Source organism: Chryseobacterium sp. HNCC26DJ240, from assembly GCF_057180485.1.
This window is the reverse complement of sequence record NZ_JBXUGK010000002.1, coordinates 536,351-563,084: the sequence shown is the minus strand read 5'-3', so window position 1 is coordinate 563,084 and position 26,734 is coordinate 536,351. Positions and strand designations below refer to the sequence as shown.

The 26,734-nt window shown below is 36.2% G+C and carries 26 protein-coding genes; 12 read left to right on the top strand and 14 right to left on the bottom strand.

The features are described from left to right. Positions 1 to 99 precede the first annotated feature (99 nt). The 4 genes from hppD to AC2A1G_RS05760 all read left to right on the top strand — a co-directional run bounded on the left by hppD (position 100) and on the right by AC2A1G_RS05760 (position 4,141). A complete protein-coding gene (gene hppD / locus AC2A1G_RS05775; protein ID WP_484045982.1) occupies positions 100 to 1,230 on the top strand; it encodes a 4-hydroxyphenylpyruvate dioxygenase in 1,131 nt (376 codons plus the stop codon). Between the two features lie 71 nt (positions 1,231 to 1,301). Next, positions 1,302 to 1,769 carry a hypothetical protein gene (locus AC2A1G_RS05770; protein WP_484045981.1) on the top strand — a complete coding sequence of 156 codons (468 nt, stop codon included), beginning with the start codon at positions 1,302 to 1,304 and terminating at the stop codon, positions 1,767 to 1,769. Positions 1,770 to 1,920: 151 nt separating this feature from the next. Next, the gene (gene fahA / locus AC2A1G_RS05765) at positions 1,921 to 3,168 is read left to right on the top strand and encodes a fumarylacetoacetase (protein ID WP_484045980.1); all 1,248 of its coding nucleotides are present in this window, start codon (positions 1,921 to 1,923) and stop codon (positions 3,166 to 3,168) included. Between the two features lie 151 nt (positions 3,169 to 3,319). Continuing rightward, on the top strand, positions 3,320 to 4,141 hold the full coding sequence (locus tag AC2A1G_RS05760) for a flavin reductase family protein (RefSeq protein ID WP_484045979.1): 822 nt from the start codon (positions 3,320 to 3,322) through the stop codon (positions 4,139 to 4,141). A gap of 49 nt (positions 4,142 to 4,190) precedes the next feature. Here the strand turns inward: AC2A1G_RS05760 and AC2A1G_RS05755 are convergent, their stop codons facing one another. The 5 genes from AC2A1G_RS05755 to AC2A1G_RS05735 all read right to left on the bottom strand — a co-directional run bounded on the left by AC2A1G_RS05755 (position 4,191) and on the right by AC2A1G_RS05735 (position 7,991). Further along, positions 4,191 to 4,577, bottom strand: a complete 387-nt coding sequence (locus AC2A1G_RS05755) for a lipocalin family protein (protein ID WP_484045978.1) — start codon at positions 4,575 to 4,577, stop codon at positions 4,191 to 4,193. 10 nt (positions 4,578 to 4,587) lie between these two features. Then, positions 4,588 to 5,169: an LOG family protein gene (locus tag AC2A1G_RS05750; RefSeq protein ID WP_484045977.1), complete on the bottom strand. Its 582-nt coding sequence runs from the start codon at positions 5,167 to 5,169 to the stop codon at positions 4,588 to 4,590. 77 nt (positions 5,170 to 5,246) lie between these two features. Then, positions 5,247 to 6,692 carry an aminoacyl-histidine dipeptidase gene (locus tag AC2A1G_RS05745; RefSeq protein ID WP_484045976.1) on the bottom strand — a complete coding sequence of 482 codons (1,446 nt, stop codon included), beginning with the start codon at positions 6,690 to 6,692 and terminating at the stop codon, positions 5,247 to 5,249. Between the two features lie 139 nt (positions 6,693 to 6,831). Continuing rightward, positions 6,832 to 7,320: a hypothetical protein gene (locus AC2A1G_RS05740; protein WP_484045975.1), complete on the bottom strand. Its 489-nt coding sequence runs from the start codon at positions 7,318 to 7,320 to the stop codon at positions 6,832 to 6,834. 65 nt (positions 7,321 to 7,385) lie between these two features. Continuing rightward, complete coding sequence (locus AC2A1G_RS05735) at positions 7,386 to 7,991, bottom strand: LURP-one-related/scramblase family protein (protein WP_484045974.1); 606 nt, start codon at positions 7,989 to 7,991, stop codon at positions 7,386 to 7,388. A gap of 231 nt (positions 7,992 to 8,222) precedes the next feature. On the opposite strand from AC2A1G_RS05735, the gene recR reads away from it, so the two are divergent. Further along, positions 8,223 to 8,834: a recombination mediator RecR gene (recR, locus tag AC2A1G_RS05730; RefSeq protein ID WP_484045973.1), complete on the top strand. Its 612-nt coding sequence runs from the start codon at positions 8,223 to 8,225 to the stop codon at positions 8,832 to 8,834. A gap of 1 nt (position 8,835) precedes the next feature. After that, on the top strand, positions 8,836 to 9,675 hold the full coding sequence (locus AC2A1G_RS05725) for a glycosyltransferase family 2 protein (protein WP_484045972.1): 840 nt from the start codon (positions 8,836 to 8,838) through the stop codon (positions 9,673 to 9,675). Positions 9,676 to 9,974: 299 nt separating this feature from the next. Here the strand turns inward: AC2A1G_RS05725 and secG are convergent, their stop codons facing one another. The 3 genes from secG to AC2A1G_RS05710 all read right to left on the bottom strand — a co-directional run bounded on the left by secG (position 9,975) and on the right by AC2A1G_RS05710 (position 13,856). Continuing rightward, positions 9,975 to 10,325 carry a preprotein translocase subunit SecG gene (gene secG / locus AC2A1G_RS05720; RefSeq protein WP_484045971.1) on the bottom strand — a complete coding sequence of 117 codons (351 nt, stop codon included), beginning with the start codon at positions 10,323 to 10,325 and terminating at the stop codon, positions 9,975 to 9,977. 122 nt (positions 10,326 to 10,447) lie between these two features. Continuing rightward, on the bottom strand, positions 10,448 to 12,493 hold the full coding sequence (locus AC2A1G_RS05715; RefSeq protein WP_484045970.1) for a M16 family metallopeptidase: 2,046 nt from the start codon (positions 12,491 to 12,493) through the stop codon (positions 10,448 to 10,450). A 49-nt stretch (positions 12,494 to 12,542) separates the two neighbouring features. Continuing rightward, positions 12,543 to 13,856: a M16 family metallopeptidase gene (locus tag AC2A1G_RS05710; RefSeq protein WP_484045969.1), complete on the bottom strand. Its 1,314-nt coding sequence runs from the start codon at positions 13,854 to 13,856 to the stop codon at positions 12,543 to 12,545. A 111-nt stretch (positions 13,857 to 13,967) separates the two neighbouring features. On the opposite strand from AC2A1G_RS05710, the gene AC2A1G_RS05705 reads away from it, so the two are divergent. From AC2A1G_RS05705 to AC2A1G_RS05685, 5 genes are all read left to right on the top strand, one after another. Further along, positions 13,968 to 14,741 (top strand): hypothetical protein, encoded by a 774-nt coding sequence (locus AC2A1G_RS05705; protein ID WP_484045968.1) that lies wholly within the window; start codon positions 13,968 to 13,970, stop codon positions 14,739 to 14,741. A gap of 95 nt (positions 14,742 to 14,836) precedes the next feature. Next, the gene (locus AC2A1G_RS05700; protein WP_484045967.1) at positions 14,837 to 17,173 is read left to right on the top strand and encodes an ATP-dependent helicase; all 2,337 of its coding nucleotides are present in this window, start codon (positions 14,837 to 14,839) and stop codon (positions 17,171 to 17,173) included. Positions 17,174 to 17,341: 168 nt separating this feature from the next. Continuing rightward, positions 17,342 to 18,478, top strand: coding sequence for a helix-turn-helix domain-containing protein (locus AC2A1G_RS05695; protein ID WP_484045966.1), 1,137 nt, complete (start codon positions 17,342 to 17,344; stop codon positions 18,476 to 18,478). 88 nt (positions 18,479 to 18,566) lie between these two features. Continuing rightward, complete coding sequence (locus AC2A1G_RS05690; protein WP_484045965.1) at positions 18,567 to 19,106, top strand: DUF3575 domain-containing protein; 540 nt, start codon at positions 18,567 to 18,569, stop codon at positions 19,104 to 19,106. 208 nt (positions 19,107 to 19,314) lie between these two features. Further along, the gene (locus tag AC2A1G_RS05685; RefSeq protein WP_484045964.1) at positions 19,315 to 19,701 is read left to right on the top strand and encodes a lipocalin family protein; all 387 of its coding nucleotides are present in this window, start codon (positions 19,315 to 19,317) and stop codon (positions 19,699 to 19,701) included. Between the two features lie 67 nt (positions 19,702 to 19,768). On the opposite strand, the gene AC2A1G_RS05680 is transcribed toward AC2A1G_RS05685, so the two are convergent. The 4 genes from AC2A1G_RS05680 to AC2A1G_RS05665 all read right to left on the bottom strand — a co-directional run bounded on the left by AC2A1G_RS05680 (position 19,769) and on the right by AC2A1G_RS05665 (position 24,017). After that, on the bottom strand, positions 19,769 to 21,610 hold the full coding sequence (locus AC2A1G_RS05680; protein ID WP_185113749.1) for a carbon starvation CstA family protein: 1,842 nt from the start codon (positions 21,608 to 21,610) through the stop codon (positions 19,769 to 19,771). A 242-nt stretch (positions 21,611 to 21,852) separates the two neighbouring features. Further along, complete coding sequence (locus tag AC2A1G_RS05675) at positions 21,853 to 22,851, bottom strand: alpha/beta hydrolase fold domain-containing protein (protein ID WP_484045963.1); 999 nt, start codon at positions 22,849 to 22,851, stop codon at positions 21,853 to 21,855. Positions 22,852 to 22,873: 22 nt separating this feature from the next. After that, on the bottom strand, positions 22,874 to 23,257 hold the full coding sequence (locus AC2A1G_RS05670) for a DUF3037 domain-containing protein (RefSeq protein WP_484045962.1): 384 nt from the start codon (positions 23,255 to 23,257) through the stop codon (positions 22,874 to 22,876). Next, entirely contained in the window at positions 23,244 to 24,017 is a 774-nt protein-coding gene (locus AC2A1G_RS05665; RefSeq protein WP_484045961.1) for a HipA family kinase, read from the bottom strand. The genes AC2A1G_RS05670 and AC2A1G_RS05665 overlap by 14 nt, the downstream gene beginning before the upstream one ends. A gap of 167 nt (positions 24,018 to 24,184) precedes the next feature. On the opposite strand from AC2A1G_RS05665, the gene AC2A1G_RS05660 reads away from it, so the two are divergent. Next, the gene (locus tag AC2A1G_RS05660; protein WP_484045960.1) at positions 24,185 to 25,042 is read left to right on the top strand and encodes an alpha/beta hydrolase family protein; all 858 of its coding nucleotides are present in this window, start codon (positions 24,185 to 24,187) and stop codon (positions 25,040 to 25,042) included. 236 nt (positions 25,043 to 25,278) lie between these two features. Here AC2A1G_RS05660 and AC2A1G_RS05655 read toward each other — a convergent pair whose 3' ends face one another. Beyond that, a complete protein-coding gene (locus AC2A1G_RS05655) occupies positions 25,279 to 25,608 on the bottom strand; it encodes a 2Fe-2S iron-sulfur cluster-binding family protein (protein WP_484045959.1) in 330 nt (109 codons plus the stop codon). A 12-nt stretch (positions 25,609 to 25,620) separates the two neighbouring features. Beyond that, the gene (locus AC2A1G_RS05650) at positions 25,621 to 26,676 is read right to left on the bottom strand and encodes an NAD(P)/FAD-dependent oxidoreductase (protein WP_484045958.1); all 1,056 of its coding nucleotides are present in this window, start codon (positions 26,674 to 26,676) and stop codon (positions 25,621 to 25,623) included. Between the last annotated feature and the right edge of the window lie 58 nt (positions 26,677 to 26,734).

Here is a 26,734-nt window from a genome sequence, read left to right as displayed (position 1 = left end):
ATTTTATTAAAACTTTAACTTTCAGCTGTTTGTTTCAATTTTAACATTATCGCAGAATTTTGTAATTTGCAACATCAATAAAAGTAAAATACAGAAAATATGTCAACATTAACATTTGCCGAAAAAATTGCTCAGGCAGAGAACTTTTTGCCAATTAACGGTACAGATTATATCGAGTTTTATGTGGGGAATGCAAAGCAGGCAGCTCATTATTATAAGACAGCGTTCGGTTTTCAGTCGGTTGCATATGCCGGTCCTGAAACGGGTGTGAGAGATCGTGCATCTTACGTTCTTCAGCAGGGAAAAATCAGATTAATACTAACTACAGGTTTAAAATCTGACTCGCCAATCAGTGAGCATGTAAAAAAACACGGTGATGGTGTTAAAATTTTGGCACTTTGGGTTGATGATGCCTATTCAGCGTTTGAAGAAACTACAAAAAGAGGTGGAAAACCTTATTTGGAACCAACAACTTTAACTGACGAATTTGGTGAAGTAAGAATGTCCGGAATTTACACTTACGGAGAGACTGTTCACATGTTCATCGAAAGAAAAAATTACACAGGTCCTTTCATGCCTGGATATAAAAAACTGGAAAGCGATTATCAACCTGAAGAGGCAGGTTTATTGTATGTTGACCACTGCGTAGGAAACGTAGATTGGGACAGAATGATCCCAACTGTTGAGTGGTATGAGAAAGTAATGGGGTTTGTAAACATTCTTTCTTTTGACGACAAACAGATCAACACAGAATATTCTGCTTTGATGTCTAAAGTAATGTCAAACGGAAACGGTTTTGCAAAATTCCCGATCAATGAGCCTGCGGAAGGTAAAAAGAAATCTCAGGTTGAAGAATATCTTGATTTCTATGAAGGCGAAGGCGTTCAGCACATCGCAGTTGCAACAAAAGATATTATCCACACGGTTACTGAATTGAAAAAAAGAGGGGTAGAATTCCTTTCTGCTCCACCGGAAGCTTATTATGAACTGGTTCCTGAAAGAGTAGGTCACATCGATGAAGATCTTAAAAAACTTCAGAGTTTAGGAATCTTAATTGACCATGATGAGGAAGGTTATTTGCTTCAGATTTTTACTAAACCAGTTGAAGACCGTCCTACGCTGTTCTTCGAAATCATCGAGAGACACGGTGCTCAGAGCTTCGGAGCTGGTAATTTCAAAGCATTATTTGAAGCCTTGGAAAGAGAGCAGGAAAAAAGAGGAAATCTTTAATTTTTTTTAAACAATTTACAGTTTTTGTCAGGACAAACCATCCTGACAAAACTTTTTATAAACACAAGATTATGAACAAAATTTTCAGCGGATTAGTGCTCATCGGGGCAGGGTTTTTTGCCAATGCTCAATACGGAAGTATCAATGCTATCCTTACAAAACTGGAGGAAAGAAAAGGCATTAATCAAAATTTAAGCGACGTCAATATTGATGATAAAAAGTTTGTTTTGATCAAAGATTTCAGTGATCACACAGAACGGAATTTTATTGTTATCAAAGGAAAAAATGCGACTTACGTGGAAATGTTTGACGATAAAGCCACCAACCAAAGTACTTCGAATGTTTTTTCCGGTGACATTGTGAGAAGCAGAAAAAATATTGTTTCTTTAAGAGCCGATATGCTTGAAAACAAAAAAGTTCCGATTCCTGTTACTAAAACTCTTTTGCTGACAAAACTGGATGACATTCTCTACCTCATCGATGTCAATAGCAAAGACCGCTGGATCGATGAAGCATCATTTTCAAAAGCAAAAAAATAATTTGTTTTTGGCTATTAGAAATTGGCAACCGGATTAAAAATTCATCTAAAAAAATTTAGTTTAACACAAATTGCACAATTATTTTTAAAAAAATAAATACTAATTTTCAGTAAATTCTAAAAAATTCGTGCAATAAAAATCTTAATACCTTATGAAATCATTTGTAGAATATAATTCAGATTCAGACTTTTCGATACACAATATTCCGTTTGGAGTTGCCGTGTTTAACAAAGAATTCATCGCTTGCTGTACAAGAATCGGTGATCAGGTGATTGATCTGGCGACATTGTATGACCTTGATTATTTTGAAAATATTAAAGGTCTTGAAGACAACGTTTTTGAAGCATACTCATTAAACGAATTTATCGAGCTTGAAAAACCTGTTACAAACGCCGTTCGTCTGAAACTTCAGGAATTACTTTTGGAAGGTTCTATTTTGTCTAAAGACGAAAAAACAATTGAAGCAGCGTTCTACGATTTGGATCAGGTAAAAATGATGATGCCGGTTCATGTTCCAAACTATACTGATTTTTACAGCAGCATCGAGCACGCAACCAACGTTGGAAAGATGTTCAGAGATCCTGCCAACGCATTACTTCCAAACTGGAAACATCTTCCGGTAGGTTATCATGGTAGAGCTTCATCAATTGTGGTTTCAGGAACTGAAATCAACCGTCCAAACGGTCAGACCAAACCTGCAGATGCAGAAAAGCCTGTTTTCGGACCTTCAAAACAATTGGATTTTGAACTTGAAATGGCGTTCATCCTGAATAAAAATACAGAAATGGGTGAAACTATTTCTACGAAAGATGCTGAAGACGCCATCTTCGGAATGGTGGTTTTCAACGATTGGTCGGCGAGAGATATTCAGGCTTGGGAATACGTTCCGCTTGGACCGTTTTTAGCAAAAAATTTCGGCTCGTCAGTTTCTCCGTGGGTGGTTACTCTGGAAGCTTTAGAACCATTCAAAACGACTTCTCCAACTCAGGATCCTGAAGTTTTGGATTATTTAAAATTTGAAGGAGACAAAAATTACGACATCAATCTTGAAGTATATTTACAACCCGAAAACGGCGAAGAAAACCTCATTTCTGAAAGCAATTACAAACACATGTACTGGAATATGACGCAGCAACTTGCTCATCACACTGTAAACGGCTGTAATGTTGAAGTCGGAGATATGTATGCCAGCGGAACCATCTCAGGTAGCGACCCAAAATCTTTCGGCTCTATGCTTGAACTGACTTGGAGAGGACAAAACCCGATCACACTCAGCAACGGCGAAGAAAGAAAATTCATCAACGACAATGATACGGTAACGATGAAAGCGTGGGCTGAAAAAGATGGCGTGAGAGTAGGTTTCGGGGAGGTTTCCGGTAAAATTGTGCCTGCTAAATAAATTCTTAACCATTTAAAGAATTTAAAGAATCTGACCACCGATTTTGTCATTCCGTAGGAATCTAAGCGCTAAAGAAACCGTTTAGATTCCTACAGAATGACAGACAGAGTGGATAAAATTATATTGAAAAACTCCTAAGTTTTAAATAAAAATGAAAACAGTTATCCCATCAGAAATAACCTCCGTTCAGTTGCAGACAATAATGCAGACAGCCGTTTCACCGCGACCAATTGCTTTGGCTTCAACGGTTGATAAGGACGGAAACAGCAACTTATCGCCTTTCAGTTTTTTCAATATGTTCAGTACGGTACCGCCGATTTTGATTTTCTCGCCTTCGAGAAGAGTTCGTGATAATACAACGAAACATACATTAGAAAATGTTCTGGAAGTTCCAGAAGTAGTGATTGGAACGGTGAATTTCCCTATTGTACAGCAGATTTCTCTGGCTTCAACCGAATATGGGGATGGTGTAAATGAGTTTACAAAGTCAGGATTGACGATGAAAGATGCTGATTTGGTTCAGCCAAAATTAATTGCAGAATGCCCAGTAAATTTTGAATGTAAAGTTTTGGAAGTAAAATCTTTGGGAGATCTGGGCGGTGCCGGAAATCTTGTGATTTGTGAAGTTCAGAAAATCCACATCAGAGAAGAATATCTGAATGAGGAAGGAAATCTGGATCAGGCAAAACTGGATATGGTAGGCCGTTTGGGAGGAAATTTTTATTCAAGAAGCAATGAGAACAGCCTTTTTGAAGTCCCGAAACCTTTGGTAACAAAAGGTATAGGTTTTGATCTTCTCCCCGACTCCATCAAACTCAGCAAAGTCTTTACAGGAAACGATTTGGGAATGCTTGCGAATGTAGAAGTTTTGCCGTCAGAAAACTGTCACGATGACAAAAATATTCATCTGGAAGCTCAGAAGTTTTTGCTTGAAAGTAAAATTGATGAGGCCTGGAAGGTTTTGATAAAGTAAACTACTTAAAAAATTAAACCGCTTGAAGATTCTTCAGGCGGTTTAATTTTTAATTTTTCCTGTCATATCCCAAATTAGGGATTAACATTCCCTCCTCTTTTAATTCTAATCTATCAGAGTTCAATCTCATAACTTCATACAAAAGAGAAATTTTATTTGAAAAATTCAGCTGTAAATTGTTTCCTATTAAAATCCATTTTCCATTCAAAATACCGGTATCTGTTTTAGCTGTAAAGTTCTTTTCGGTAAACGTAATAGATTTAAAAAATATCTTGTTTTTTGTTTTAAACTCAACTTCAGGAAGATTTGGAAATGCAATGGTGTCACTAAACACTTTGAATTCCCATTGGCTGTCAATCAGTCTTTTGTCATCCCGGATCTGCCCGAATGCCAAGCTATTATAAATTAAAAATAAGACTATCGCTATTGCTTTCATAATATCAAAATTACAATTCGTTTTTAGAAATCCATTTCCCAACTGTCGGAGCCTGATAATTTCTCATTTTCTCTAAAAGCTCATCGATATTTTCGCTCACCAATAGCATTTCCTGATTGATTTGCTTTAAAAATCCTTTATTAACCATTGTTTGAACCAGTTTTATCAGATCATCGTAAAATCCGTCGATATTGAGAATGGCGATTGGCTTTTTGTGAAGTCCGAGCTGTGCCCAGGTTATCATTTCGAAAAACTCTTCCAGAGTTCCGTAGCCGCCTGGAAGTACGATGACACCGTCGCAGAGGTCATTCATTTTGGTTTTTCTTTCGTGCATGGTTTCCACTAAAATCAGCTCGGTAAGATGCGTGTGTGCAATTTCCTTTGACTGTAAAAAGTGAGGAAGAACGCCGATCGCCTTACCACCTTCAGACAAAACCCCGTCAGCGACTGCGCCCATCAAGCCTACATTGGCACCGCCGTAGATCAGTTGAATATTTTGTTTTGCTAAAGTCTGTCCGAGCAAAATTGCCTGCTCTTTATATTTTTCGTCCGAACCGAAACTCGATCCGCAGAATACTGTGATGCTTTTCATTTGTTTATTTTCATTATTTGCAAACCAAAAATATCCAAAATCAAACGACTTTGGATATTAAAATTTATTTTTTAAGATTATTTCAAAGGAATATTCGCTAAAATATCCTTCGTAAAACCCCAGAATTTCTGGGTGGAAGAAATGCTTGCTTTTTCGTCAGGAGAGTGAGCTCCTCTGATGGTCGGGCCGTAGCTTACCATTTCCATTTCAGGATAATTGGCGCCGATAATTCCGCACTCCAAACCGGCGTGACAGGCAACAACGTGTGGCTTTTCACTGAACTTTTCATTGTAGATTTTCTCCATCATCTGAACAATCTCAGAACCTGGTTTTGGTTTCCAGCCTGGATATGAACCGCTGAATTCTACATTCATTCCTGCAAGTTCAGAAACAGATTTCAACTGTTCAGCAACAGAATCTTTCGACGAATCAACTGACGATCTTGAAAGGTTTAAAATTTTCAACCCACCTTCTTTTAACTCAACTCTTGCGACATTGTTTGATGATTCCACCAGATTCTGCACATCAGGACTCATTCTGTAAACGCCGTTGTGAAGCGATTTTAAAACCAGAATAATTTTCTTTGAATCTTCCTGAGAAAGTGCTTTATCAGAACTTGTAGAATTTTCAATACTAATCTGAAGTCCGGCCTCGATTGAAGCGAATTCTTCTAAAATTTCTTTTTTAATACCTTCGGTCACGTTTTCAATAAACTCTGCTGAATTTCTTACAGAAACCAAAGCAACGGCTTCTCTCGGGATTGCATTTCTCAAACTTCCACCATCAATCGAAAGCAACTGAACGTTTTGTTTTTCCAAAGCCTTGTACAAAATTCTGCCTAAAATAATATTGGCATTACCAAAACCTTTGTGAATATCCATCCCGGAATGACCGCCTTGCAAACCTTTTACTTCAATTCTTACAATCTGTCCGTTTGAAGCTTCAGTAGAATAGTTTTGACTTACCGTTACATCAATTCCTCCAGCACAACCGATATCGATTTCATCGTCTTCTTCAGTATCTAAATTTAAAAGAATCTGTCCGGTCAGCTGTCCTGGTTTTAAACCTAAAGCTCCGGTCATTCCCGTTTCTTCGTCGATGGTAAACAAAGCCTCCAAATCAGGATGCGGAATGTCTGAACTTTCCAAAACCGACATAATCGTTGCCACACCCAAACCATTATCTGCTCCCAAAGTAGTGCCTTTTGCCTTTACCCAGTCACCGTCAACTTCCATTTGAATTCCCTGTGTTTCAAAATCGAAGTTCACATCGTTGTTTTTCTGACAAACCATATCCAAATGCGACTGCATTACGATGGATTTACGGTTTTCCATACCTGGAGTGGCCGGTTTTTTAATAATTACATTTCCAACTTCATCGACAGTGGTTTCCAAGCCTAAATTTTCGCCGAATTCTTTGATGAAAGCGATTACTTTTTCTTCTTTTTTAGATGGTCTCGGAACAGCATTTAATTTGGAAAAATTCTTCCAGATGATCTGCGGTTCTATATTTGATAGTTCCATAAAATTTATTTTTATCAAAATTACGGATAAAAAAAATGCTCCCGAAATTCAGGAGCAGTAATTTTTTCAATGATGGATGCGGGGTGTTAGGTGCTGGATGTTAAAAGCTAGAAGCTAATCGCCAGTTGCCAACAGCCATTTAACAACCACACTCCCCGTAAATAGGAATAACTGTTCTCGTTCCATCTGGTTTTTCGATGGTTAAGGTTCCGTCAAAAAGCATAGCTTCTTCAGATTTCAGTTTTTTACCTTTTACCGAAATCTTGTAACTTTCATTTTCAATTTCTTTGGTTAAAACATCGTCTACTTCCATATCACTTGACGAAATCAGGGGCAAAGCAAGACGCTTTCCATCAATTTTCATGTAGGCTAAAGTTCCGGCATTGTCTGCATAAATATAATTTTCGTTTTCAAAATCTTTTTTACTGCTTGCGAAATAGCAGGAACACTCCTTGATTTCCGTTGGGAAAGGAAAAGCTTCCACCGAAATTGCCGAATTCGGTTTTCCGATGACAGAATCTTTCTTCAGAACCTCTGTGCTGTCGGAACCTTTGTCGGTATCGGTTTGAGTTTCTTTTTTGCAGGCTGTCAATAAAAGTGCAGTTGCGAAAACAAAAATATATTTCATTTGAAGTAGTTATTAAAAAAATAAAAATATAAGCCAAAAGCCAATTGCCAGAAGCTAAACGCCACTTACCCTCTTGCTCTTTCCAGCAAAATCATCATCAATAAAGAAAGAATTACCAAGCTTTCGTCTTCATCGTCGATATCGATCATTCTGTCGAGCTGAAATCTTCTTCCAAACATCGACGGCATTTTTTTCAGTTTAAAATAATCTTTTCCGTCAATACCTTTTACCGTGTAAGTTGGATTTAGAAAATATCCTGTAAACATTCCGATGATTGGAATTTCGCCCACCATTCCGTCAAGAAATTTCACCCATGCATTGTCTTCAGTGATGGTAAATTTCGCTTTATCATTGGTATCAAGTACATCGTAAGTTGATTTCCAGATAGAACGCATCCCTTTTCTCGCCAATCTTCCGAAGCTTTTTCCAGTCGCAATTTCGGTAAGAGAATACGAAGCATTAAAGTCAATCCACTGATTAGCTTTGATTCTGAAAAGTTCTTTTGTTTTGCTGTCATTTTCGAAAACGACAACGTCTTCTTTCAGTTTAAACATTTTCTGACGCACATACGCTACAGCGTTTCCGTTTTTGTCAGTGATATTGAAATCACTTGCCAGTGTTGTCAGTTTAAATTTGAAATCCAGTGGATAATTCAAGTTGTTAAGTGCCATAATTTTCTTTCTGTTTATTGTTTGAAATTCAAAGATAAAGCTTTTTATCGAAGAGAAAAATGTAAAAAGGAACAGTTTTAAATTCAACTAAATTAAAAATAGTTCATATAAAAATCTCTTTAAATTAAAATGATATCATTTAGAAAATAAAAATCAGAAAACAATTTAATTTTCCATGCAAACCTTAGTTAAATCATTAATTTTCTAAATCGAAAATCCTATTTTTGTGCAATGGATTATCCAAGTAAAGTTTTGGCAAAAGCAGTTGAAGAAATTTCGGGATTACCCGGAATTGGTAAGAAAACGGCTTTGCGGCTTGCACTTCATTTACTAAAACAACCCAACTCAAGAGCGACGAGCTTGGGAACTTCAATCGTTAATTTGGTTAACGAAATTAAATACTGTAAAGAATGCCACAATTTTTCTGATTATGACATCTGTGAAATCTGCAGCAACGAAAAACGCAGTGATGAGTTGATCTGCATTGTGGAAGATGTTCGCGACGTTATTGCTATAGAAAATACCGGAAAATACAGAGGAAAATACCTCATTCTGGGTGGAAAAATTTCACCGATTGAGGGTGTGGGACCTCATCAACTCAACATTCCGAGCATTGAAAAGAAGTTACAGCAAGGTTTGGCTAAAGAGTTTATTTTTGCTCTGAGTGCTACGATGGAAGGCGATACCACGGCTTATTATATTTACAAGAAATTCAAAAATTCGGGAATACAGTTTTCCAGTATTGCCAGAGGAATTTCTGTGGGAGATGAACTGGAATATGCAGACGAAATTTCATTGGGAAGATCCATCATCAACCGACTTCCGTATAACGAAAAAGATTAAAATGACTCCAAAACTTTCAATCATCATCGTTCATTACAATGTGACTCAACTTTTGAGAGCATGTCTTTTTTCCGTTGAGAAATATACAAAAGATATTGATTACGAATTGATTGTAGTGGATAACAAATCTACAGACAGTTCGTGGGGCGATTTGGTTCCTGAGTTTCCAAAAGTGCATTTTGTTGCTTCCGAAGAGAATGAAGGTTTTGCAAAAGCCAATAACAAAGCGGTAAAGATTGCCCGTGGAGAATATATTTTACTTTTAAATCCTGATACAGAACTGGAATGTTTTTATTTAAATGAAATTTTAAATTTTGCTGATTCTAAAGCTGATTTCGGATGCCTCGGCGTAAGAATGCACGATGCCAATGGAAACTTTTTACCTGAAAGCAAAAGAGCAGTTCCGGACATGTTTAATTCTTTCGAAAAACTCTTTACAGGTTTTAAAAAGAACAATTCAAAATCCTATTACCGAAATGATATTAACGAATACGATATTGCTGAAGTGGAAGTGATTACCGGTGCATTTTTCCTTTGTAAAAAAGATGTTTACGAAAATTGTGGCGGACTTGACGAAAAGTATTTTATGTATGGCGAAGATGTAGATTTGTGCTATACTTTTCTCCGAAACGGGTTTAAAAATTATTATTACGGAAAAGTTTCTATTCTTCATCACAAGGGTGAAAGCACAATAAAAGATGAAGTTTATTTGGAAAGATTTTACGGCGCAATGCAGATTTTCATTGATAAATATTACAAAAAGCAGAAGCCTGTGCAATATTCATTTTTAAAAGCAGGCTTGAAACTGAGGCATAAAATTGAGCAGATAAAACTAAAATAAGTTTCGGTTATGTTTATTTAAAATGGGCTAAAGCCCATTCCAATTGATATTTGAAATCGTATTTAATACAATTTCTTGTCTTTTAAGATTTACTCCAAATAAATTTCATCAAAATTATTTCCCCGACCCTAAAGGGAGTAATTTTGATGAAATTTTCAATATATTTTTTCGCCCTTGAGGGTTGGGGTAAAGAAAAATACATTGAAAATTTTATTCTTTAATATTATTAAAGATATTCTCAGTCCAACAAAAAAGCAACCTCATTAGAAGTTGCTTTAGTTTTATATAAATCGTTACGATTATTTTGTTGGAGTAACCGGAGCTGTCTGTGCCGGAGCTGTACCTTGAGAAGCTGGAGCAGATTGCTGAGCCGGAGCCTCTTTTGATGTAGGAAGAGCCGGAGCTTTCACTGACGGTTTTCCTGTAATCACAACGCTTACGAGTATTAATACAATGATTACCGAACCTAAAGTCCATGTAGCTTTTTCCATAAAATCGTTGGTTCTCTGTACACCAAACTGTGCAGAAGAAGCACCCCCGAATGTACTGGAAAGGCCTCCACCTTTAGGATTTTGAGCCATGATAACGATTACCAATAAAATGCTGGCAATCATAATTAAAACCATCAATAGTGTAAATATAGTATCCATTAATTCTGATATCTTTTTGAATGGGCAAATTTAATCTTTTTTTGGCGAACGGCAAAATAAAGATTTCCTTTAAAACAAAAAACGGCAACAAAAGTTGCCGTTGAGATTAATTATGTTGATTATTATTTGAAATCTGCGTCTGTAGCTTTATTCAGCTCATAAGATTTCACCTCCATTTTCATTTCCATTCCCATTTGGCTCACAGAGATTGTAAAAGGCATTTTCACACCATTTACATCTTTGTAATTTGAAAACGTTGTAGGTATGGTCATCTTTTGACCTTGCGCTTCCATTGTTTCAGTTTCTCCGGTTTTCAATCCAGATTTTACACTGTAATAATATGTTTTATCACCAGATTTAATTGCATAAGAATCTTCACCAGCTACCTGCTCAATTCCTGCCAATTTATAATCTGCAGATTTTGCAAAACCTAGTTCTTCGAAAAGCTCCGTGTTTTTAAGATTATCAGCGATTTCTTCTTTAGTCATTGGTACTTTTTGACCTTGTTGTTCAGAATAACCTGTTTTTCCGTCAAAAACCTGCTTTTGAAAAGTCATTGCTCCCATAGAAACTGTCTGCGCTTCTTTACCTCCTTGAGCTTTCACCATTTTGATATCAAGGTTCTGTCCCTGAATGCTCATGGTAGCGTTCGCAGTATAAGAAGTAATTTTTGCCAGATTAGCTTTACCTCCGATAGCATTGATGTATTTATCAACAACAGAAGCTACAGTAAGATTAGAATCAACTTTTTTCACTTCTGGTTTTGCCACTGGGTTTGCATCACTGTCGAAATACTTTACAGGATATCCCAATTTATCTAAACCTTCAGAAATATCAGCCGCTTTACCTGCGATGAAAATTCTGCTTTGGTTTGGTAAAATTGTTGTTTTTACAGCATTAGAAACATCTGCTGCAGTAACTTTATCAATAGATTTCAGATAATTGGTATAATAATCTGCCGGAAGATCCTGTACTCTTTGGTTTAAAGCAAATCTTGCAATGGTTGCAGGTTGCTCAAGAGACATGATGAAACTTCCTTTCAATTTTGCTTTTGCATTTTCAAGCTCTTCAGGTTTAATGGTAGAAATTCCTTTAAGCTCATTCATGAATTCAACGACTGCTTTGTCGGTCACTTCATTTCTTACACTTGCTTCAGCAGAAAATTCCGGAGAATATTTACTTGCAGTCATGCTAGAATAAGCTCCATAAGTGAAACCATTTTTTTCACGAAGATTCATAAACAATCTCGCTTCACCACCACCTCCAAGAATGTAGTTGGCAATAGTTGCAGGGAAATAATTTGCATCCTTCATTTTCAAAGTATTCAAATTTCCTACAGAAACTACTGATTGTACTGCAGAAGGTACATCTACAACGTTGATTTCAGTTTTTGCTACATTTGAAGCAGGTTCTAATGCCGCAAATTTAGTGTTTGCTTTTTTCCAGTTTCCAAAGGCTTTTTCCACCATTGGCTTTACCTCGTCAAGCTTCACGTCACCTACAATTACCAGGTAAGCGTTGTCCGGAGCGTAATATTTTTTAAATGTACTTTCTACGTCAGAAAGCTGAATTTTGTTGATAGACTCTACAGTTTCAAACTCTCCTCTTGAAGTATTTTTACCGTAAGCTAAAGCATTTGATACTTTAGAAGCGATGGCTGAAGCATTCTTTTCAGAGCTTTTAATTCCTTCAATAGATCTTTCTTTAGAAGTCTGAATCTCTTTTGCATCAAATTTAGGATTGATAATCGCATCGGCCATTAAGTTTAATATTTCAGGGAAATATTTTGATAATGAATTTGAAGATGCTCCTGCAGAAGAAAAGTTCAGATTTGCCCCAAGGAAATCTACTTTTTTGTTGAATGCTTCTTTGCTGAGTGTAGTCGTTCCGTTACCCAACTGATCTGCCATGATGTCGCTTACTCCGGCTACAGCTCCTTCAAAATAAGGTTGTCTGTCCATAGAAAGGCTCATGTTTACTCTTGGCAATTTATTGTTTTCAACCACCATTACGGTAAGACCGTTTTTCAGCTGAAAAGTTTTTGGTTTTGCAATGTTGATGCTCGGTGTAGGTCCCGGTTTTGGCATTGCATTAAGGTCAATTTTTTGTGCAGAAATCATTCCTGAAAACAAAAATGCTGCTGCTATATAAGTGAATTGTTTTTTCATTGGTAAAATTTTAATTTTAATAATCAACTTTTAGATAGACTGTAAGTGATTATTTTTTTTCAGGTACGTAGTTAATGATTACTCTCTGGTTAGAATTCAGATATTTCTTTGCAGCATTCTGAATGTCTTGCTTTGTAATAGCTCTGTAGATATCAATCTCTTTGTTGATAAGATTAGTATCTCCGTTGAGTACACGATAAGTCGCCAATGAAGATGCAATCCCCTGAATACTTGAATTTGCATTTACAAACTGGTTTTCAACCTGGTTCTGAAGTTTTTTATAATCTTCATCTGAAATTAAAGTAGTCTGAAGTTTTTTAATCTCACCATCGATATCTGCCTGCAAAGTAGCTTTTGAAGTCTGCCCCATTGGGATTGCGAAAAATGCAAAAATTCCATAATCTTCAAGTCCCTGATTGAAAGCAGAAACCTGAAGTGCTTTTTTCTCATCATCTACCAATTTTTTGTACAAAACAGAAGATTTTCCGCTGCTTAAATAAGACGAAAGCATGTCTAAAACATAAGCATCTTTGTCTTTATTTCCCGGAGTTCTGTAAGCAAAAACATAAGCTGGAAGCTGAATGTTCGGGTCTGTAGCCGTTATTTCTTTTTCTTTTGTGATAGGCTCATCTTTTGGGAAGTTTTTAGGATAAACAGTTCCTTTTGGAATGCTTCCGTAGTAAGTTTCGATCCATTTTTTTGTTTCCTCAGGTTTAATGTCTCCTGCAACTACCAAAGTAGCGTTGTTTGGGACATAATATTTTTTGTAGAATGCCTGGAACTCTTCAAGTTTTGCAGCATTCAAATCTTCCATAGAACCAATGGTTGGCCAGTTGTATGGGTGATTAGTGAATAAGTTTTTCTGTACTGTTGTGAAAAGATTTCCGTAAGGCTGATTGTCCATTCTCAGTCTCTTTTCTTCTTTTACCACTTCTCTCTGCGTGTCTACACCAATTTGGTTGATGATTCCGTGGCGCATTCTTTCAGCTTCCATCCAAAGACCCAACTGCTCGTTGTTTGATGGGAAAGTTTCGTAGTAGTACGTTCTGTCGTTGGTAGTATTGGCGTTGTTTTGCCCTCCGTTTGAAGAAACGATTTTAAACCATTCTCCTCTTTTGATATTTGGAGTTCCTTCAAATAAAAGGTGCTCAAAAAAGTGAGCAAAACCCGTTCTTCCTTTTACCTCGTCTTTAGCTCCTACGTGATACATCACTCCTGTTGTTACCACCGGAGCAGAATTATCTTGATGTAAAATTACGTGAAGACCGTTTGGAAGGTCGTATTCTTCAAATTTAATTTGCTGTGCATTCAGACTCATTCCGAAGAAAGCCGCTGCAGCAACAGAAAGAAGTTGTTTTTTCATAAAATAGAAATTGTTTGTCAATTGGTGGTAAATTTACTTTAAATGTTACATAAGGGCGAAATTTTTAATGAAATAAAAGTAATTTTATCTACTAAAATTTTAAATTAAATCATGAAAACGATTCTTTCACTGGTGTTCATTATATTTTGTTCGATTACTGTTTTTGCACAACGAAGCTATAGAGAAGATTCTTTACGTTGTTCTAAGTTTATGCATGAAGACAGTCTGCTATTTAATCAACTAACTACCGAAGCACGAAAGATTAATTACACGAAATTATCTGCAGAAATTATTGAAGACATTGATGCTTCCAAGCTAAAGGAAAAAAATATCGTGATTATTTATGAAGATCGAACGGTGAGGCATTATGCTGATGAAATGCCTTGCTTATGTTGTTTTGAGCGTCTTTCAATTCATCCGAATTATAACCAGTCGCATTTTTGGGTTAAAAAAAACATCAAAACTTTAATTAAAAAATTAAAAAAGAATCTTATTCCTTACGAGGGGCAGTTTGCAACCTATATTTCTGATGAGTCTAAAGATTATTCATTTACGATTTTTCAAAATTTAATCAAATTCACTGCTTCGCAGCAAAAAGGTAAATATCAGATGATTACTGATGATGGAATTTTTAACCAAAAAAAATTCTATTACATTTCTTACTTTCAAAATGAAGATTTAACATTAGAAGAAAACTTGAAATCTTCTGACAAAGAAAATAACATCGGCCGATATAATTATGACACTTTAAAAATCAATTTTTACAATGAACTTAATCAGAAAGTGATGTTAGAGTTTTTCTATAATCAAGGGCGGACTGATGCGGAAAGGATTGTGAAAACCTATCAGTTTGAGAATAAGAGCTGGAAAACAGTGTCAAATTAAAACATTACAAAATATCATTCACCACAACTGTTATTTCAAAATTTGAATTCTCCTTTTAATAACTTAATTTTGTCTTCCCAAAATTTTTTTGCTGTATGGAAGATTACCTGAAAGGTCTGAATGAATCACAATTTGAAGCCGTTACCACATTACAGGGACCTTTGATGGTACTTGCAGGAGCGGGTTCCGGGAAAACGCGTGTGCTTACCATGCGTATAGCCCACTTGATTACCAACGGAATCGATCCTTTTAATATTCTTTCGTTGACGTTTACCAATAAAGCGGCAAAAGAAATGAAAGAACGTATTGCAAAAGTAGTTGGACCAAGCAATGCAAAAAGTCTCTGGATGGGAACTTTCCACTCGGTTTTTGCAAGAATCTTGAGAAGCGAAGGTCATTATTTGGGATATCCTTCCAATTTTACGATTTATGATCAGCAGGACGCTTTGAATGTACTTAAAAAAGCAATCAAAGATCTGAATATTGATGGAGATCTGTACAAACCTAAGAAAGTTCTGTCTAGAATTTCAAATTATAAAAACAATCTGATTACCGTAAGAGCTTACGAAAATAACCCTGAATTGATTGAAGCCGACGAAAAGGCAAACATGAAATTTATGGGGAAAATTTACAAAAAATATGTGGAGGAATGTTTTAAAAACGGCTCCATGGATTTTGATGATTTATTGTTGAAAACCAACGAACTTTTAACCAGATTTCCGGAGGTTTTGGCTAAATATCAAGACCGTTTCAGATATATTTTGGTAGATGAGTATCAGGATACAAACCACTCTCAGTATTTAATTGTAAAAGCTTTAGCCTCAAAATTTGAAAACATTTGTGTGGTGGGAGACGATGCACAGTCGATTTACTCTTTCCGTGGAGCAAATATTTATAATATTTTAAATTTCAAAAAAGATTATCCTGAAGCGGTAACCGTTTCATTGGAACAGAATTACCGTTCGACTCAGAATATCGTCAATGCGGCCAATGTTGTCATTGCAAAAAACCTTCAGCAGTTTAAGAAAAATGTTTTCAGTGAAAATGAGGTAGGTGAAAAAATAAAAATTTACCGATCTCTTTCCGATGCTGATGAAGCAAATTTCGTTGCAGGAAACATCTGGGAACTTCACAATACAGAGCAGAAAAAGTTTGGTGATTTTGCGATTTTATACAGAACCAACTCGCAGACGAGAGCTTTTGAAGATGCTTTAAGAAGAAAAAACATCCCTTATAAGGTTTACGGAGGACTCTCTTTCTACCAAAGAAAAGAGGTAAAAGATTTAATTGGATACCTGCGTCTTTTGGTGAATGAAAATGATTCTGAAGCTTTAATGAGAATCATCAATTATCCCGCAAGAGGTATTGGTGAAACTACTCAGAATAAATTAATTGTTTTTGCAGATGCTCAAAATCTTTCGGTTTCAAAAGTTTTGGACAATCTCGGAATGTACGCTCCACAACTGAAATTTAATAATGGTGTTTTAACCAAGTTGAGTGATTTTTGGGCGATGATCAAAGCATTTCAGGTTTTGCTTAAAACAGAAACAGCATACAGCGTTGCGATGGAAGTCGCTAAAAGAAGTGGTTTGATCAAATTTTTAAAAGACGATCAGACTCCAGAAGGAATTTCACGTGTAGAAAACGTTCAGGAATTGATGAACTCGATGCAGGGTTTTATCGAAGAACAGATGCAAATTGAAGATGGAGATCCAAGTTTGCCTAATTTCCTTGAAAATATTGCACTTTCAGCTGATACCCAAAAGAAAGAAGGCGATGAAGAAGATATGGTTTCTCTGATGACGATTCACCTTTCCAAAGGTCTTGAGTTTCCGGTGGTACATTTGGTGGGTCTGGAAGAAAATCTCTTCCCAAGTTTTATGAGTTCATCCACTCGTGAAGATCTGGAAGAAGAAAGACGTTTGTTCTACGTTGCTTTAACAAGAGCCGAAAAGCAGGCATTTTTCTCTTATGCCATATCAAGATTTCAGTGGGGAAAAATTACAGATGCCGAGCCTTCGAGGTTTTTAAGTGAAATCGACAGTGAATATTTAGAATTCCTAAACCCAGCTTTAGAAAAGAGATTTATCAACAATTCCGGGATAACTTCTAATATTTTTGATGAACATCCTTCTGAAATGAAGAGTTTCAAAAAAATAGAAAAGAAAACAATTTCTAAAACCGAAAACGACAAGCCGATTGCTGAACCAAGAAAACTGAAACCTGTTGCTACTGCAAAAATCATCAATCCAAGTGGTGCATCTTCCCAAGATATTGAAGTGGGCGATAAAGTGAGACACGACCGTTTTGGAATTGGCGAAGTCGCATTTTTAGATGGAACAGATCCTCAAAATATCAAAGCAAAAGTGGTTTTTGTACATGAAGGCGAGAAGAATCTGATTTTGAAGTATGCGAAACTGACGAAAATATAAAACAAGCGGATTCATGTTGAATCCGTTTTTATTTTTTTTTAATGTTACAGGTTTGAATCCTGTCGAAGTCACAGAAATAAATTAATTTCTTAAAAATAGTTAATCACTAAAATTCCTCTTAGTAATTCACTCGAATGAGCTATATTTAAAATCTATTTTAGATAAAAATTGATTTATACAACACTTTTAAGTATAGCTGTTTTTCAGGGAGCAGTTTTAGGCTTTGTGATTTTAAAGTCGTCGCTGTTCAACAGCAAATCCAATAAATATTTAGCGTTTTTACTGTTTGCGCTATCTATTGTTCTACTCAATCATGTCTTTGAACTTGAGGGTGTTTTCACATCCTATCCTTTATTGCTTTTTATAGACAATATCGACTGGGTATTTTTGTTACCCGTTTTCACGTTTCTGTTTATTATAAACCGTATTAATGATGATGTTAAAAATAAACAGAAAGTGTATTTGTTTTACATCCCATTTGTTTACAATAGTATTCTCAATACTGTAATTTGTCTTGATACTGTAGCTGGAATTTATAAAATTCCTGAATCCTACATGCCTCTAATCAGTATACTTCAGATAATTCAGTTTTTATTGGCAATTATCATTATTTTATTTTTGCCTTTTTACTCTTATTTTATGGTAAAGCATTTAAAAAATATTGAGGAGAAAAAGTGGGTGGTTACTTTGTTGACAATGATGTATTTGCTATTGTTAGTTTGGTTTACAACGTATTTGGTTGGATATTTTCTTCAAACTGATACTTTTTCTGTTATGAGTGGAGTCGCTATATTTGCAACCTTTTTTATTCATTGGACGGCTTATATTGGCGTTTACAAGTATAGATTAGCAAAGAATAAAAATGCGGTTTACAATTTTCTAAACAGTGATTTCTCAGTTTCATCTGGAAGTTTACAAATTGTGGAGAGCAATATTCCGCAAGAGTACAAAGAGTCGATTACTGCAGATAATACTTACTTTCAAAAACTTGAAATTCTTTGCAAAGAAAATCACATCTATACCGACAGTACCTTGAACAGGGAAAAAGTTGCGGAAAAATTAGGAATCAGTACCGGATATCTTTCACAAATTGTAAACACGATAACGGAAGACAACTTTGCTAACTACATCAATCAATATCGGGTGGAAGCGGTTAAGAAAATGATATCGGATCCTGAATTTGAAAATTACACTTTATTGACGATGGGATTAGAAGCTGGCTTTACATCAAAAACAACTTTCTATAATTCTTTTAAAAAAGTGACGGGTCAGACTCCAAATGAATACAAAAACACCATCAAATAAGTACCATTTTATACAGTTTTAAGCTTTTGAAACCCGCTTTAATTTGAATTAAATGAGTTTTGCACTGAAATAATTTAAATTAATCTTTATGAAAAAAAACTTTTTAGCATTCATCATCTTGTGTGTTTTTTATTCTCTCAATGCGCAGGAAAAAACTGACATCACTCCTTATCAGAAAAACAATGAAATCAAACTGAACGTCATTTCGCCATTATTCGGAGCCGTTGAGATTGGTTATGAAAGGTTCCTGAACAAACATTCAGCATTAGGAATTTCGGGATTTAAGGTATTTGAGCATTCATCAAATGATGACATGAATTACTATATCTCTCCGCATTACAGATATTATTTTGGAAAAAAATATGCTTCAGGTTTATTTGCAGAAGGATTTGGAATGTTCGCTTCCACCGACGGAAAAAAAATCTACAGTGCAGACAAAGTAACTTTCACTGAAGGCAAAGATGTCTATGATCTTGCAGTTGGTGCTGGTTTGGGCTATAAACTGGTCACAAAAAAAGGATTGGTTTTCGAAGCCAATGCAGGTTACGGAAAACTTTTGTTGAATGCAGATAAAACAGATCACGACATTGTTGCAAAATTTGGATTAAATATAGGCTACCGGTTTTAGAGTGTGATTACTCAGCAAAAAATTATTATAGTTTTAAATTAAACCTAAAATCAAATCCTGACTTCGGTTGGGATTTGATTTGTGAAACATTTGTAATGATTTATCTTAAAAAATAAATAAATGATATGGATTGCAGTTACAGAGAAATGGCTTTTCCTTTGCTTTTAAATGAAATTGAAAGGATTATGAAAATTAAAAATATTAAAAGATGAAAAAAGGGTTTATTGGATTTTTAATTCTGCTGTTTTCTTGTCAGAGTAACGATAACAAAACACTTGTCGGAAGCTGGCAGCTCAGCGAATCCACATTGGGAACCGGAGCCGATATGATTTCACGAAAAATTGATTCTGAAATTGTAATTAATTTTGCTAAAGACGGAAACTACAGAGAGTACACCAACGGAAAAGAAATTTCCGATAAGTATTATATTAACAAAAATGATCTTCTGGTTTTGATTAATTCTAAAACGAAAGACAGTACCTGTTACTCCTATCAATTTAAAGGAAATAAGTTAATTCTGGATGAGGTTGACAAAAATGGCAGTTTTATGTGTGATGAAGGTTGCTCATCAATTTATGAGAGGCTCAAAGAATAAAAACGGCTAACAATAAAAGAGGTACAGTAAAACCGTACCTCCCATTCATATAGTTTAGTTAAGAAATTTATCTTTCCACCAGTTCCTTCACATTTTCACCATAAAAATCGGTGTGCGAAGTTTTAACCTGCAGCAGCTGATACCATTTCCTGAATGCACCCACAAAAACCACAAGCATTAAAACCATCGCAACAATCGCCAAAGTAGCGAGTAAATATTGTTGTTTTGGAATATAAATATCCATCACCTGAATGTAACCAGCCCAAAATGTAATAATCGCCATAAAAACTCCCGGGATTGCCGAGCATAAAGCATATTTTCCACGATTTAGTCTGATGAGCATCGTCGTGCAGACAATCAAACCACACGCTGCGAGGAGCTGATTGCTGATTCCGAAGAGTGGCCAGATGCTGCTTACGTTTCCGGTGAAAACCAAATATCCCCAGGCAAAAGTGAACAGTAAACTGCTGATGATAATTCCCGGTGTCCAGTTTTTATCATTGAATTTTGGAATCACTGAACCCAGCATTTCCTGTAAAAAGAATCTTCCCACTCTCGTACCCGCATCAATTGCGGTTAAAATAAACACCGCTTCAAACATAATCGCAAAGTTGTACCAGTATGCCATCAACTGATCCATGTAAGGGATTTTATTGAAAATATGCGCCATTCCGACTGCCAGCGAAACTGCACCACCCGTTCTGCCATGCAGATCAATACCGATTCTTTCCGAGAAATAATCAATATCAACACCATGCAAAGCTGGATTGGCAGCTAAAAATGCGTCGTAAGTGTCTTTGGGCGTGTTGATGGCAAAATAATCTCCCGGCATCAAAGTACAGGCGGCAATTAAAGCCATCAATGCTACGAAACCTTCCACCAACATCGCTCCGTATCCTACAAAAAGAATTTCTTTCTCTCTGTTCAGCATTTTTGGAGTAGTTCCAGTCGCAATCACTGCATGAAATCCTGAAATCGCTCCACAGGCAATCACAATAAAAATAAACGGTAAAACAGGACCACCAATTACAGGACCGCCACCGTTGATGAACTGGCTGAGAGCAGGCATCTGAATCGTCGGATGAATCACAATTACTCCGATCGCCAACATAATAATCGTTCCGATTTTAAGATAGGTTGAAAGGTAATCTCTCGGCACCAGAAGCAACCAAACAGGAAGTACAGAAGCTAAAAATCCATATAAAGGAATTGCGATTGAAATTGTTGTAATGTCCCATGTAAACATATTGTTCATGGTTTCGTTCTGCATCAAACTGTGTCCGCCGATGATTCCTGCAATTAACAAAACTCCACCCAAAATACTCGCAAAAGTCACTGAGTTTTTTCTGTATCTCATAATTAAACCCATAATAATTGCAATCGGCATCGTGATGACAACCGTAAACAATGACCATGAAGCTTCATGCATCGCATTGATGCAGGCAAGAGAAAGTCCGGCAAGGGTTAAAATTAAAATGAACAAAATAGCAAAACCGGCAACTGTTCCCGTTGTTTTTCCAATTTCCTTGGAAGCGATAGTTGCCAAACTTTGTCCCTTATGTCTTACTGAAGCAAAAAGCACTACCATATCATGAACTCCACCTCCCAAAACACAGCCAATCAAAATCCAGATAGCACCGGGAAGATAACCAAACTGAGCTGCCAAAACGGGTCCAACCAATGGTCCTGCCGCAGCAATAGCGGCAAAGTGATGTCCGAAAAGTACATTTTTATTGGTGGCGACGTAATCTTTACCGTCAGCAAATTCTACTGCCGGAGTTGTATTTTTATCATTTAAGCGAAGAACTTTATTAGCCAGGAAAATTCCGTAAAAACGGTAGGCAATTGCAAAAATGAGCAGGGATGTGAACACCAGAGTGAGTGCATTGATTCCATTTAGAAATTCCATATCATTTCGATTTTATATGAATAAATATTTTAGGGTTTCCGCTTATTCATTAATGATAATGTAAGCATTCAGCCAAGATACTTATTTTCTATATAAAATAAATCAATATGTATATCAATTTAGCAAAGTTATAGATTACAGTAAATTAATTTCGATTTAAATAAATGATTACCTGACATTTAAATTATTGCTTCATTTTGAAAAATACTCCTTTTGAGAAAAAGAAACTCTTAATAAAAAATCTACTTTTTTTGTGAAACAATATAGTCGACCATGGTATTGTTAAGCTCGTCCTGATAGGCTTTGTCGGTATCTTTAAAACCGTGATTCCCTTTTTTGACGATCACCAATTGATGCGGAGTTTGAGTTTTGTTCAACATCTTATTCAACCTTTTTGAATGTCTGACAGGTGCAATTTTATCTTTATTCCCATGTAAAATTAATGTGGGAACTGTATTTTGAGTGTAATAAAGTGGTGAAATAGTTTTGCAGGCTTCAATGACTTTTCTTCTTTCGGTATTTACGTCGTAACCCGTCATTCCTTTCGCAATATTGGTTCTGATATCTATGATTTTTTTTGAGATTAAACCCACAATAAACAATAAAGGTTTGGGAGCTCTGGTATGCAAAAGCCGGTTCATATCAGTCGGGCCGAAATTATCAACAACATAATTCACCCTTCCCGAATACTTCGAGAGTTCCTGATTTCCTACAAATTCGTTATCAGGCGTGTAAGCAGCCAGAAGCGACAGATGAGCTCCCGCCGAAACGCCCCAATAACCAATATTTTCCGCATCAAAACCATATTGGCCGGCATTTTTTCTTACCCATCTTACTGCATCTTTGGAATCCTCAACCGGACCCGGAAAATGAACATCATCACTCACCAAACGGTAATTGACACTTAAAACCGCAAAGTTTTTCTCTGTCAGTTTTATAATCATCTGTTCGACATAATTGTCCGGAGCTATGACTTTATCTCCCAGCGCCCAAGCGCCACCGTGAAGAAAAATAACCACCGGCAATTTTTCCTGACCTGAATTTTTTGGTTTGTAGATATCCAACTTTAAATCCTTGCCCTGACCGTCTTTTTTGTAGGTAATATTTTCAGAAACAGCGGTCTTTTCCTGAAGTAAAACGCTTTTTTTTGTCTGTGAAATCAGGGATGCCGAAAAAAAGAAAATAAAAAACAGGTTTAGAAAAAACCTGCTCATATTTGTATTATTGATGGAAAAATTCATAAAGTAAATTTGATGAGGTGTATTATTTTACCAACTCCTCAAAAAGTTTACCAAAAGTAATTTCAAGATCTTTGGATTTTCCGGGATGTGGTCTTGAAGTCTGTACCACAGCACTTCTTACGGCAGTCAGCCAACGAAATCTGTCAGGAATTTCAAGCATTGCGATTGGGCCGCCATCCTTTTTTCCTTCTGCAATATTTTTAAAGCTGTCTAAATTTTTAACGATGTCGTCATAATCCAGTTTGCTGTGCATCAGCTTAAATTTATCAGGACAAAGGTAAAATTCTACTTTAATAAATTTTTCTTTTTTCGAAAACATGACCAATCCTATATTGAAAAACTCTTCTCTTTCAACCTTTGGTACCAGACGTATTACGGCATATTCGTATATTTTATCCTCTTGCATTTTTGGCTTCGTTTACAAAGATTTGAGAATTTTCAAGGCGGGTTTTCAGGAAGTTAAAATACACTTCACGTATTTCATCAGGACTTTCTTCAGCGTCGTCCCAATGCAACCAATCCTGAGGAATCAAATTAACGATTTCTCTGAAAATTTCATCATTTAAAACTTCATGTGCCCACTTTTCTGCTTCATCCAGTTTCGTCGCTTGTGGAAGCAGAACGTGATCTTTTACATATTTAAAAGGAGTTTTCGCAGCCGAGTCAAAATTCTGCCATGAGTGATGGAAATAAAATGAAGCTCCATTGTCGATTACCCACAATTCTTTATGCCACATCAAAAGATTTGTATTTTTGAAAGTACGGTCGATATTGGTGATAAACGCGTCTAGCCACACAATTTTCGAGGCTAAAAGTGAATCAACTTTCACACTTGAATCGAATGCAATGGATTCGGATAAATAATGCAATCCTAAATTTAAACCTTCAGAATTTTTCAGCAAATCCTGAATTTCTTCATCAGCTTCTGTTCTTCCGAAATCTACATCGAGATTGGCAAAAACCAGTTCAGGAATTTTTAAACCTAAAGCCTCTGTAATTTTTCCGCCCAAAAGTTCTGAAATCAACATTTTGACACCGTGACCTGCACCACGGAATTTTAAAACATATTTAAAATCATCATCTGCCTCTGCCAACGCCGGCAAAGAACCACCTTCCCGAAGCGGAATAATGTAGCGCATGACCGTTACAGTTCGTAAATTCAACATATGCAAAAATAAGATTTTCCTTTGTGTTTAAATCTATTTGTGCTATTTTTAGGTTTAAAATTTGTTTAAAGTAAAATATTCCTCACGCAGACCGATTTGTTTTGGCAGATTTAATTCAACATAAAATCTCCTGAATTTGTGGGAAATTAATTTTTAGAAATGAAAATATGAAAGTTAAAATCAATAAAAACATCATCATTCCCAATCCTGAAACCAAAGATTTTCTTGCAGATGCTTATTTTCAGGAAACAGAAAATAAACTTCCTTTAGTCATTTTTGTTCATGGATATAAAGGTTACAAAGATTGGGGAGCATGGGATCTGATGGCGGAACGTTTTGCAGAAGCCGGATTTTATTTTGTAAAATTCAATTTCTCCCACAATGGAACTACAGTTGAAAACCCTAATGAGTTTGGTGACTTGGAAGCTTTCGGAAATAATAACTATTCAAAAGAACTCTCAGATTTGAGTTGTGTGATCAATCATTTTTCTAAACAAGAAGAGGTTGACGAAAATAAAATCGTTCTCATGGGTCATAGCCGCGGTGGCGGAATTTCTATCATTAAAACTGCTGAAGATATCAGAATTCATGGTTTGATAACTTTGGCGAGCGTAGATTCTCTGGAGAGATTTCCTAAAGACGGCGCTTTTGACAACTGGAAAAAAGATGGTGTTTATTTTGTGGAAAATGGAAGAACAAAACAGCAGATGCCGCATTACTATCAGTATTTTGAAGATTTTGAAAACAATTTCCACCGTTTTGATGTTGAAAGATGCATGGAAATGGCGAAAGCTCATGTGTTGGTTGTACACGGATTGGCAGATGAATCAGTTTCCTCCAAAAATTCTGATCATCTTCATCTTTTAAACCCAAATTCCGAACTTTTTCTGGTAGAAAATGCTAACCATGTTTTTGGTGCAAAAGAGCCATGGGAAGAGGATTTCCTGCCTTACGAACTTGCGTTGGTCACAGAAAAATGTATTGATTTTTTAAATGAAAAAATTGTAAATGAGGATTTTGTTTAATAATTAATGAATGTTCGTTTTTAATCATAACCTTAAAATCAATAGTTACTTTGTCATTCCGCAGGAATCTCAACACACTGAAAATAAAGCAGTTTAGATTTCTACAGAATGACAAACCGTTATTACCAATTGCGGACAATCATAAATATTTATTATTACTGTTGGTAAAAATTTAGATAAAAAAAAACTCCCAAAGAAAAAATCTTCGGGAGTTTCTATATCATTTAAATAAAATTTTAAGGATAAGGTGCAATTGCCACTTCAAGACCTTCCATTTCCATAGACATGTGCAACTGGCAACCCAATCTGCTGTTGCTTTCAACGTGATAAGCTTCACCCAACATCGCATCTTCTTCATCGCCCATGGGTTCCAGTCCCGGATCGTTGATCACGTAAACCTGACATGAAGCACACATTGCCATTCCGCCACAAACTCCGATGGTTCCTTCCTCCGCCAATTCATAAGCACGAACGATTTCCATCAGGTTCATCGACATGTCTGTCGGGGCAACAATATCGTGCGTTACACCTTCTCTGTCGGTAATTTTAATATTAATATCTGACATAATTCCGCAAAATTAGTCAATTTTTTTCACAACCGCTTTTTCTGCTTCTTTTCTTGAACCGTCAAAACCGTCTACTCCACTTACTGTTGTATATTTCAAAACGAATTTTTTACCCGGATTCAGTCTGTTATAAACACTCTGACACATTAAAGTTGCCTCATGGAAACCACAAAGAATCAACTTCAATTTACCCGGATAAGTGTTGATATCACCAATTGCGTAAATGCCATCGATATTCGTTTGATAATCTAAAGCATTGTTTACTACGATAGCATTTTTTTCGATATTTAAGCCCCACTGAGCAATTTCTCCTAACTTCGGTGTTAATCCGAATAACGGAATAAAATAATCTGTTTCAATATCGAAAGGCTCCTGTCCGTCAACTGCCACTGTAATAGCTTCTACTTTTCCATCTCCTTTAATAGCAGTTACTTCAGCAGGTGTGATCAATTTAATTTTACCCTGATTTTTCAAATCCTGAACTTTTTCTACAGAATCCAAAGCACCACGGAATTCGTTTCTTCTGTGAATCAAAGTCACTTCGCTGGCAACATTAGATAAGAAGACACTCCAGTCTAAGGCAGAATCTCCGCCTCCGGCAATGACCACTTTTTTATTTCTGAAATGCTCGGGTTCTTTTACAAAATATTCAAGACCTTTCTCTTCATAATCTGCAATATTGTCCATCGTAGGTTTTCTCGGTTCAAAAGTTCCCAAACCACCAGCAATTGCAATTGCCTTACATCTGTGAACAGTTCCTTTGTTGGTAATTACCTCAAACCATTCGTCATCAACCTTAGTGTAAGAAATTGCCGTTTCTCCCAAAGTAAAACCCGGCTGAAACTGCTTGATCTGCTCCATTAAATTATCTACCAATTCCCCTGCATTTACTGATGGATAACCTGGAATATCGAAAATAGGTTTCTTGGGATAAAGCTCTGCCAACTGGCCACCCGGCTGCGGAAGTGCATCGATGATGTGGCATTTCATTTTTAGCAAACCAGCTTCAAATACGGCAAAAAGCCCTGTTGGTCCCGCCCCTATGATCAATATATCTGTAGTTATCATACGTAATAATTTTAATGAAAATAATTAGATGCAAAAATACAAATTTTAATGCAACGCA

Excerpts from the sequence above, each read along its gene's own strand:
- hppD (WP_484045982.1), top strand. The coding sequence starts at position 100 with ATGTCAACATTAACATTTGCCGAAAAAATTGCTCAGGCAGAGAACTTT.
- AC2A1G_RS05770 (WP_484045981.1), top strand. The coding sequence starts at position 1,302 with ATGAACAAAATTTTCAGCGGATTAGTGCTCATCGGGGCAGGGTTTTTT.
- fahA (WP_484045980.1), top strand. The coding sequence starts at position 1,921 with ATGAAATCATTTGTAGAATATAATTCAGATTCAGACTTTTCGATACAC.
- AC2A1G_RS05760 (WP_484045979.1), top strand. The coding sequence starts at position 3,320 with ATGAAAACAGTTATCCCATCAGAAATAACCTCCGTTCAGTTGCAGACA.
- AC2A1G_RS05755 (WP_484045978.1), bottom strand. The coding sequence starts at position 4,577 with ATGAAAGCAATAGCGATAGTCTTATTTTTAATTTATAATAGCTTGGCA.
- AC2A1G_RS05750 (WP_484045977.1), bottom strand. The coding sequence starts at position 5,169 with ATGAAAAGCATCACAGTATTCTGCGGATCGAGTTTCGGTTCGGACGAA.
- AC2A1G_RS05745 (WP_484045976.1), bottom strand. The coding sequence starts at position 6,692 with ATGGAACTATCAAATATAGAACCGCAGATCATCTGGAAGAATTTTTCC.
- AC2A1G_RS05740 (WP_484045975.1), bottom strand. The coding sequence starts at position 7,320 with ATGAAATATATTTTTGTTTTCGCAACTGCACTTTTATTGACAGCCTGC.
- AC2A1G_RS05735 (WP_484045974.1), bottom strand. The coding sequence starts at position 7,991 with ATGGCACTTAACAACTTGAATTATCCACTGGATTTCAAATTTAAACTG.
- recR (WP_484045973.1), top strand. The coding sequence starts at position 8,223 with ATGGATTATCCAAGTAAAGTTTTGGCAAAAGCAGTTGAAGAAATTTCG.
- AC2A1G_RS05725 (WP_484045972.1), top strand. The coding sequence starts at position 8,836 with ATGACTCCAAAACTTTCAATCATCATCGTTCATTACAATGTGACTCAA.
- secG (WP_484045971.1), bottom strand. The coding sequence starts at position 10,325 with ATGGATACTATATTTACACTATTGATGGTTTTAATTATGATTGCCAGC.
- AC2A1G_RS05715 (WP_484045970.1), bottom strand. The coding sequence starts at position 12,493 with ATGAAAAAACAATTCACTTATATAGCAGCAGCATTTTTGTTTTCAGGA.
- AC2A1G_RS05710 (WP_484045969.1), bottom strand. The coding sequence starts at position 13,856 with ATGAAAAAACAACTTCTTTCTGTTGCTGCAGCGGCTTTCTTCGGAATG.
- AC2A1G_RS05705 (WP_484045968.1), top strand. The coding sequence starts at position 13,968 with ATGAAAACGATTCTTTCACTGGTGTTCATTATATTTTGTTCGATTACT.
- AC2A1G_RS05700 (WP_484045967.1), top strand. The coding sequence starts at position 14,837 with ATGGAAGATTACCTGAAAGGTCTGAATGAATCACAATTTGAAGCCGTT.
- AC2A1G_RS05690 (WP_484045965.1), top strand. The coding sequence starts at position 18,567 with ATGAAAAAAAACTTTTTAGCATTCATCATCTTGTGTGTTTTTTATTCT.
- AC2A1G_RS05685 (WP_484045964.1), top strand. The coding sequence starts at position 19,315 with ATGAAAAAAGGGTTTATTGGATTTTTAATTCTGCTGTTTTCTTGTCAG.
- AC2A1G_RS05680 (WP_185113749.1), bottom strand. The coding sequence starts at position 21,610 with ATGGAATTTCTAAATGGAATCAATGCACTCACTCTGGTGTTCACATCC.
- AC2A1G_RS05675 (WP_484045963.1), bottom strand. The coding sequence starts at position 22,851 with ATGAATTTTTCCATCAATAATACAAATATGAGCAGGTTTTTTCTAAAC.
- AC2A1G_RS05670 (WP_484045962.1), bottom strand. The coding sequence starts at position 23,257 with ATGCAAGAGGATAAAATATACGAATATGCCGTAATACGTCTGGTACCA.
- AC2A1G_RS05665 (WP_484045961.1), bottom strand. The coding sequence starts at position 24,017 with ATGTTGAATTTACGAACTGTAACGGTCATGCGCTACATTATTCCGCTT.
- AC2A1G_RS05660 (WP_484045960.1), top strand. The coding sequence starts at position 24,185 with ATGAAAGTTAAAATCAATAAAAACATCATCATTCCCAATCCTGAAACC.
- AC2A1G_RS05655 (WP_484045959.1), bottom strand. The coding sequence starts at position 25,608 with ATGTCAGATATTAATATTAAAATTACCGACAGAGAAGGTGTAACGCAC.
- AC2A1G_RS05650 (WP_484045958.1), bottom strand. The coding sequence starts at position 26,676 with ATGATAACTACAGATATATTGATCATAGGGGCGGGACCAACAGGGCTT.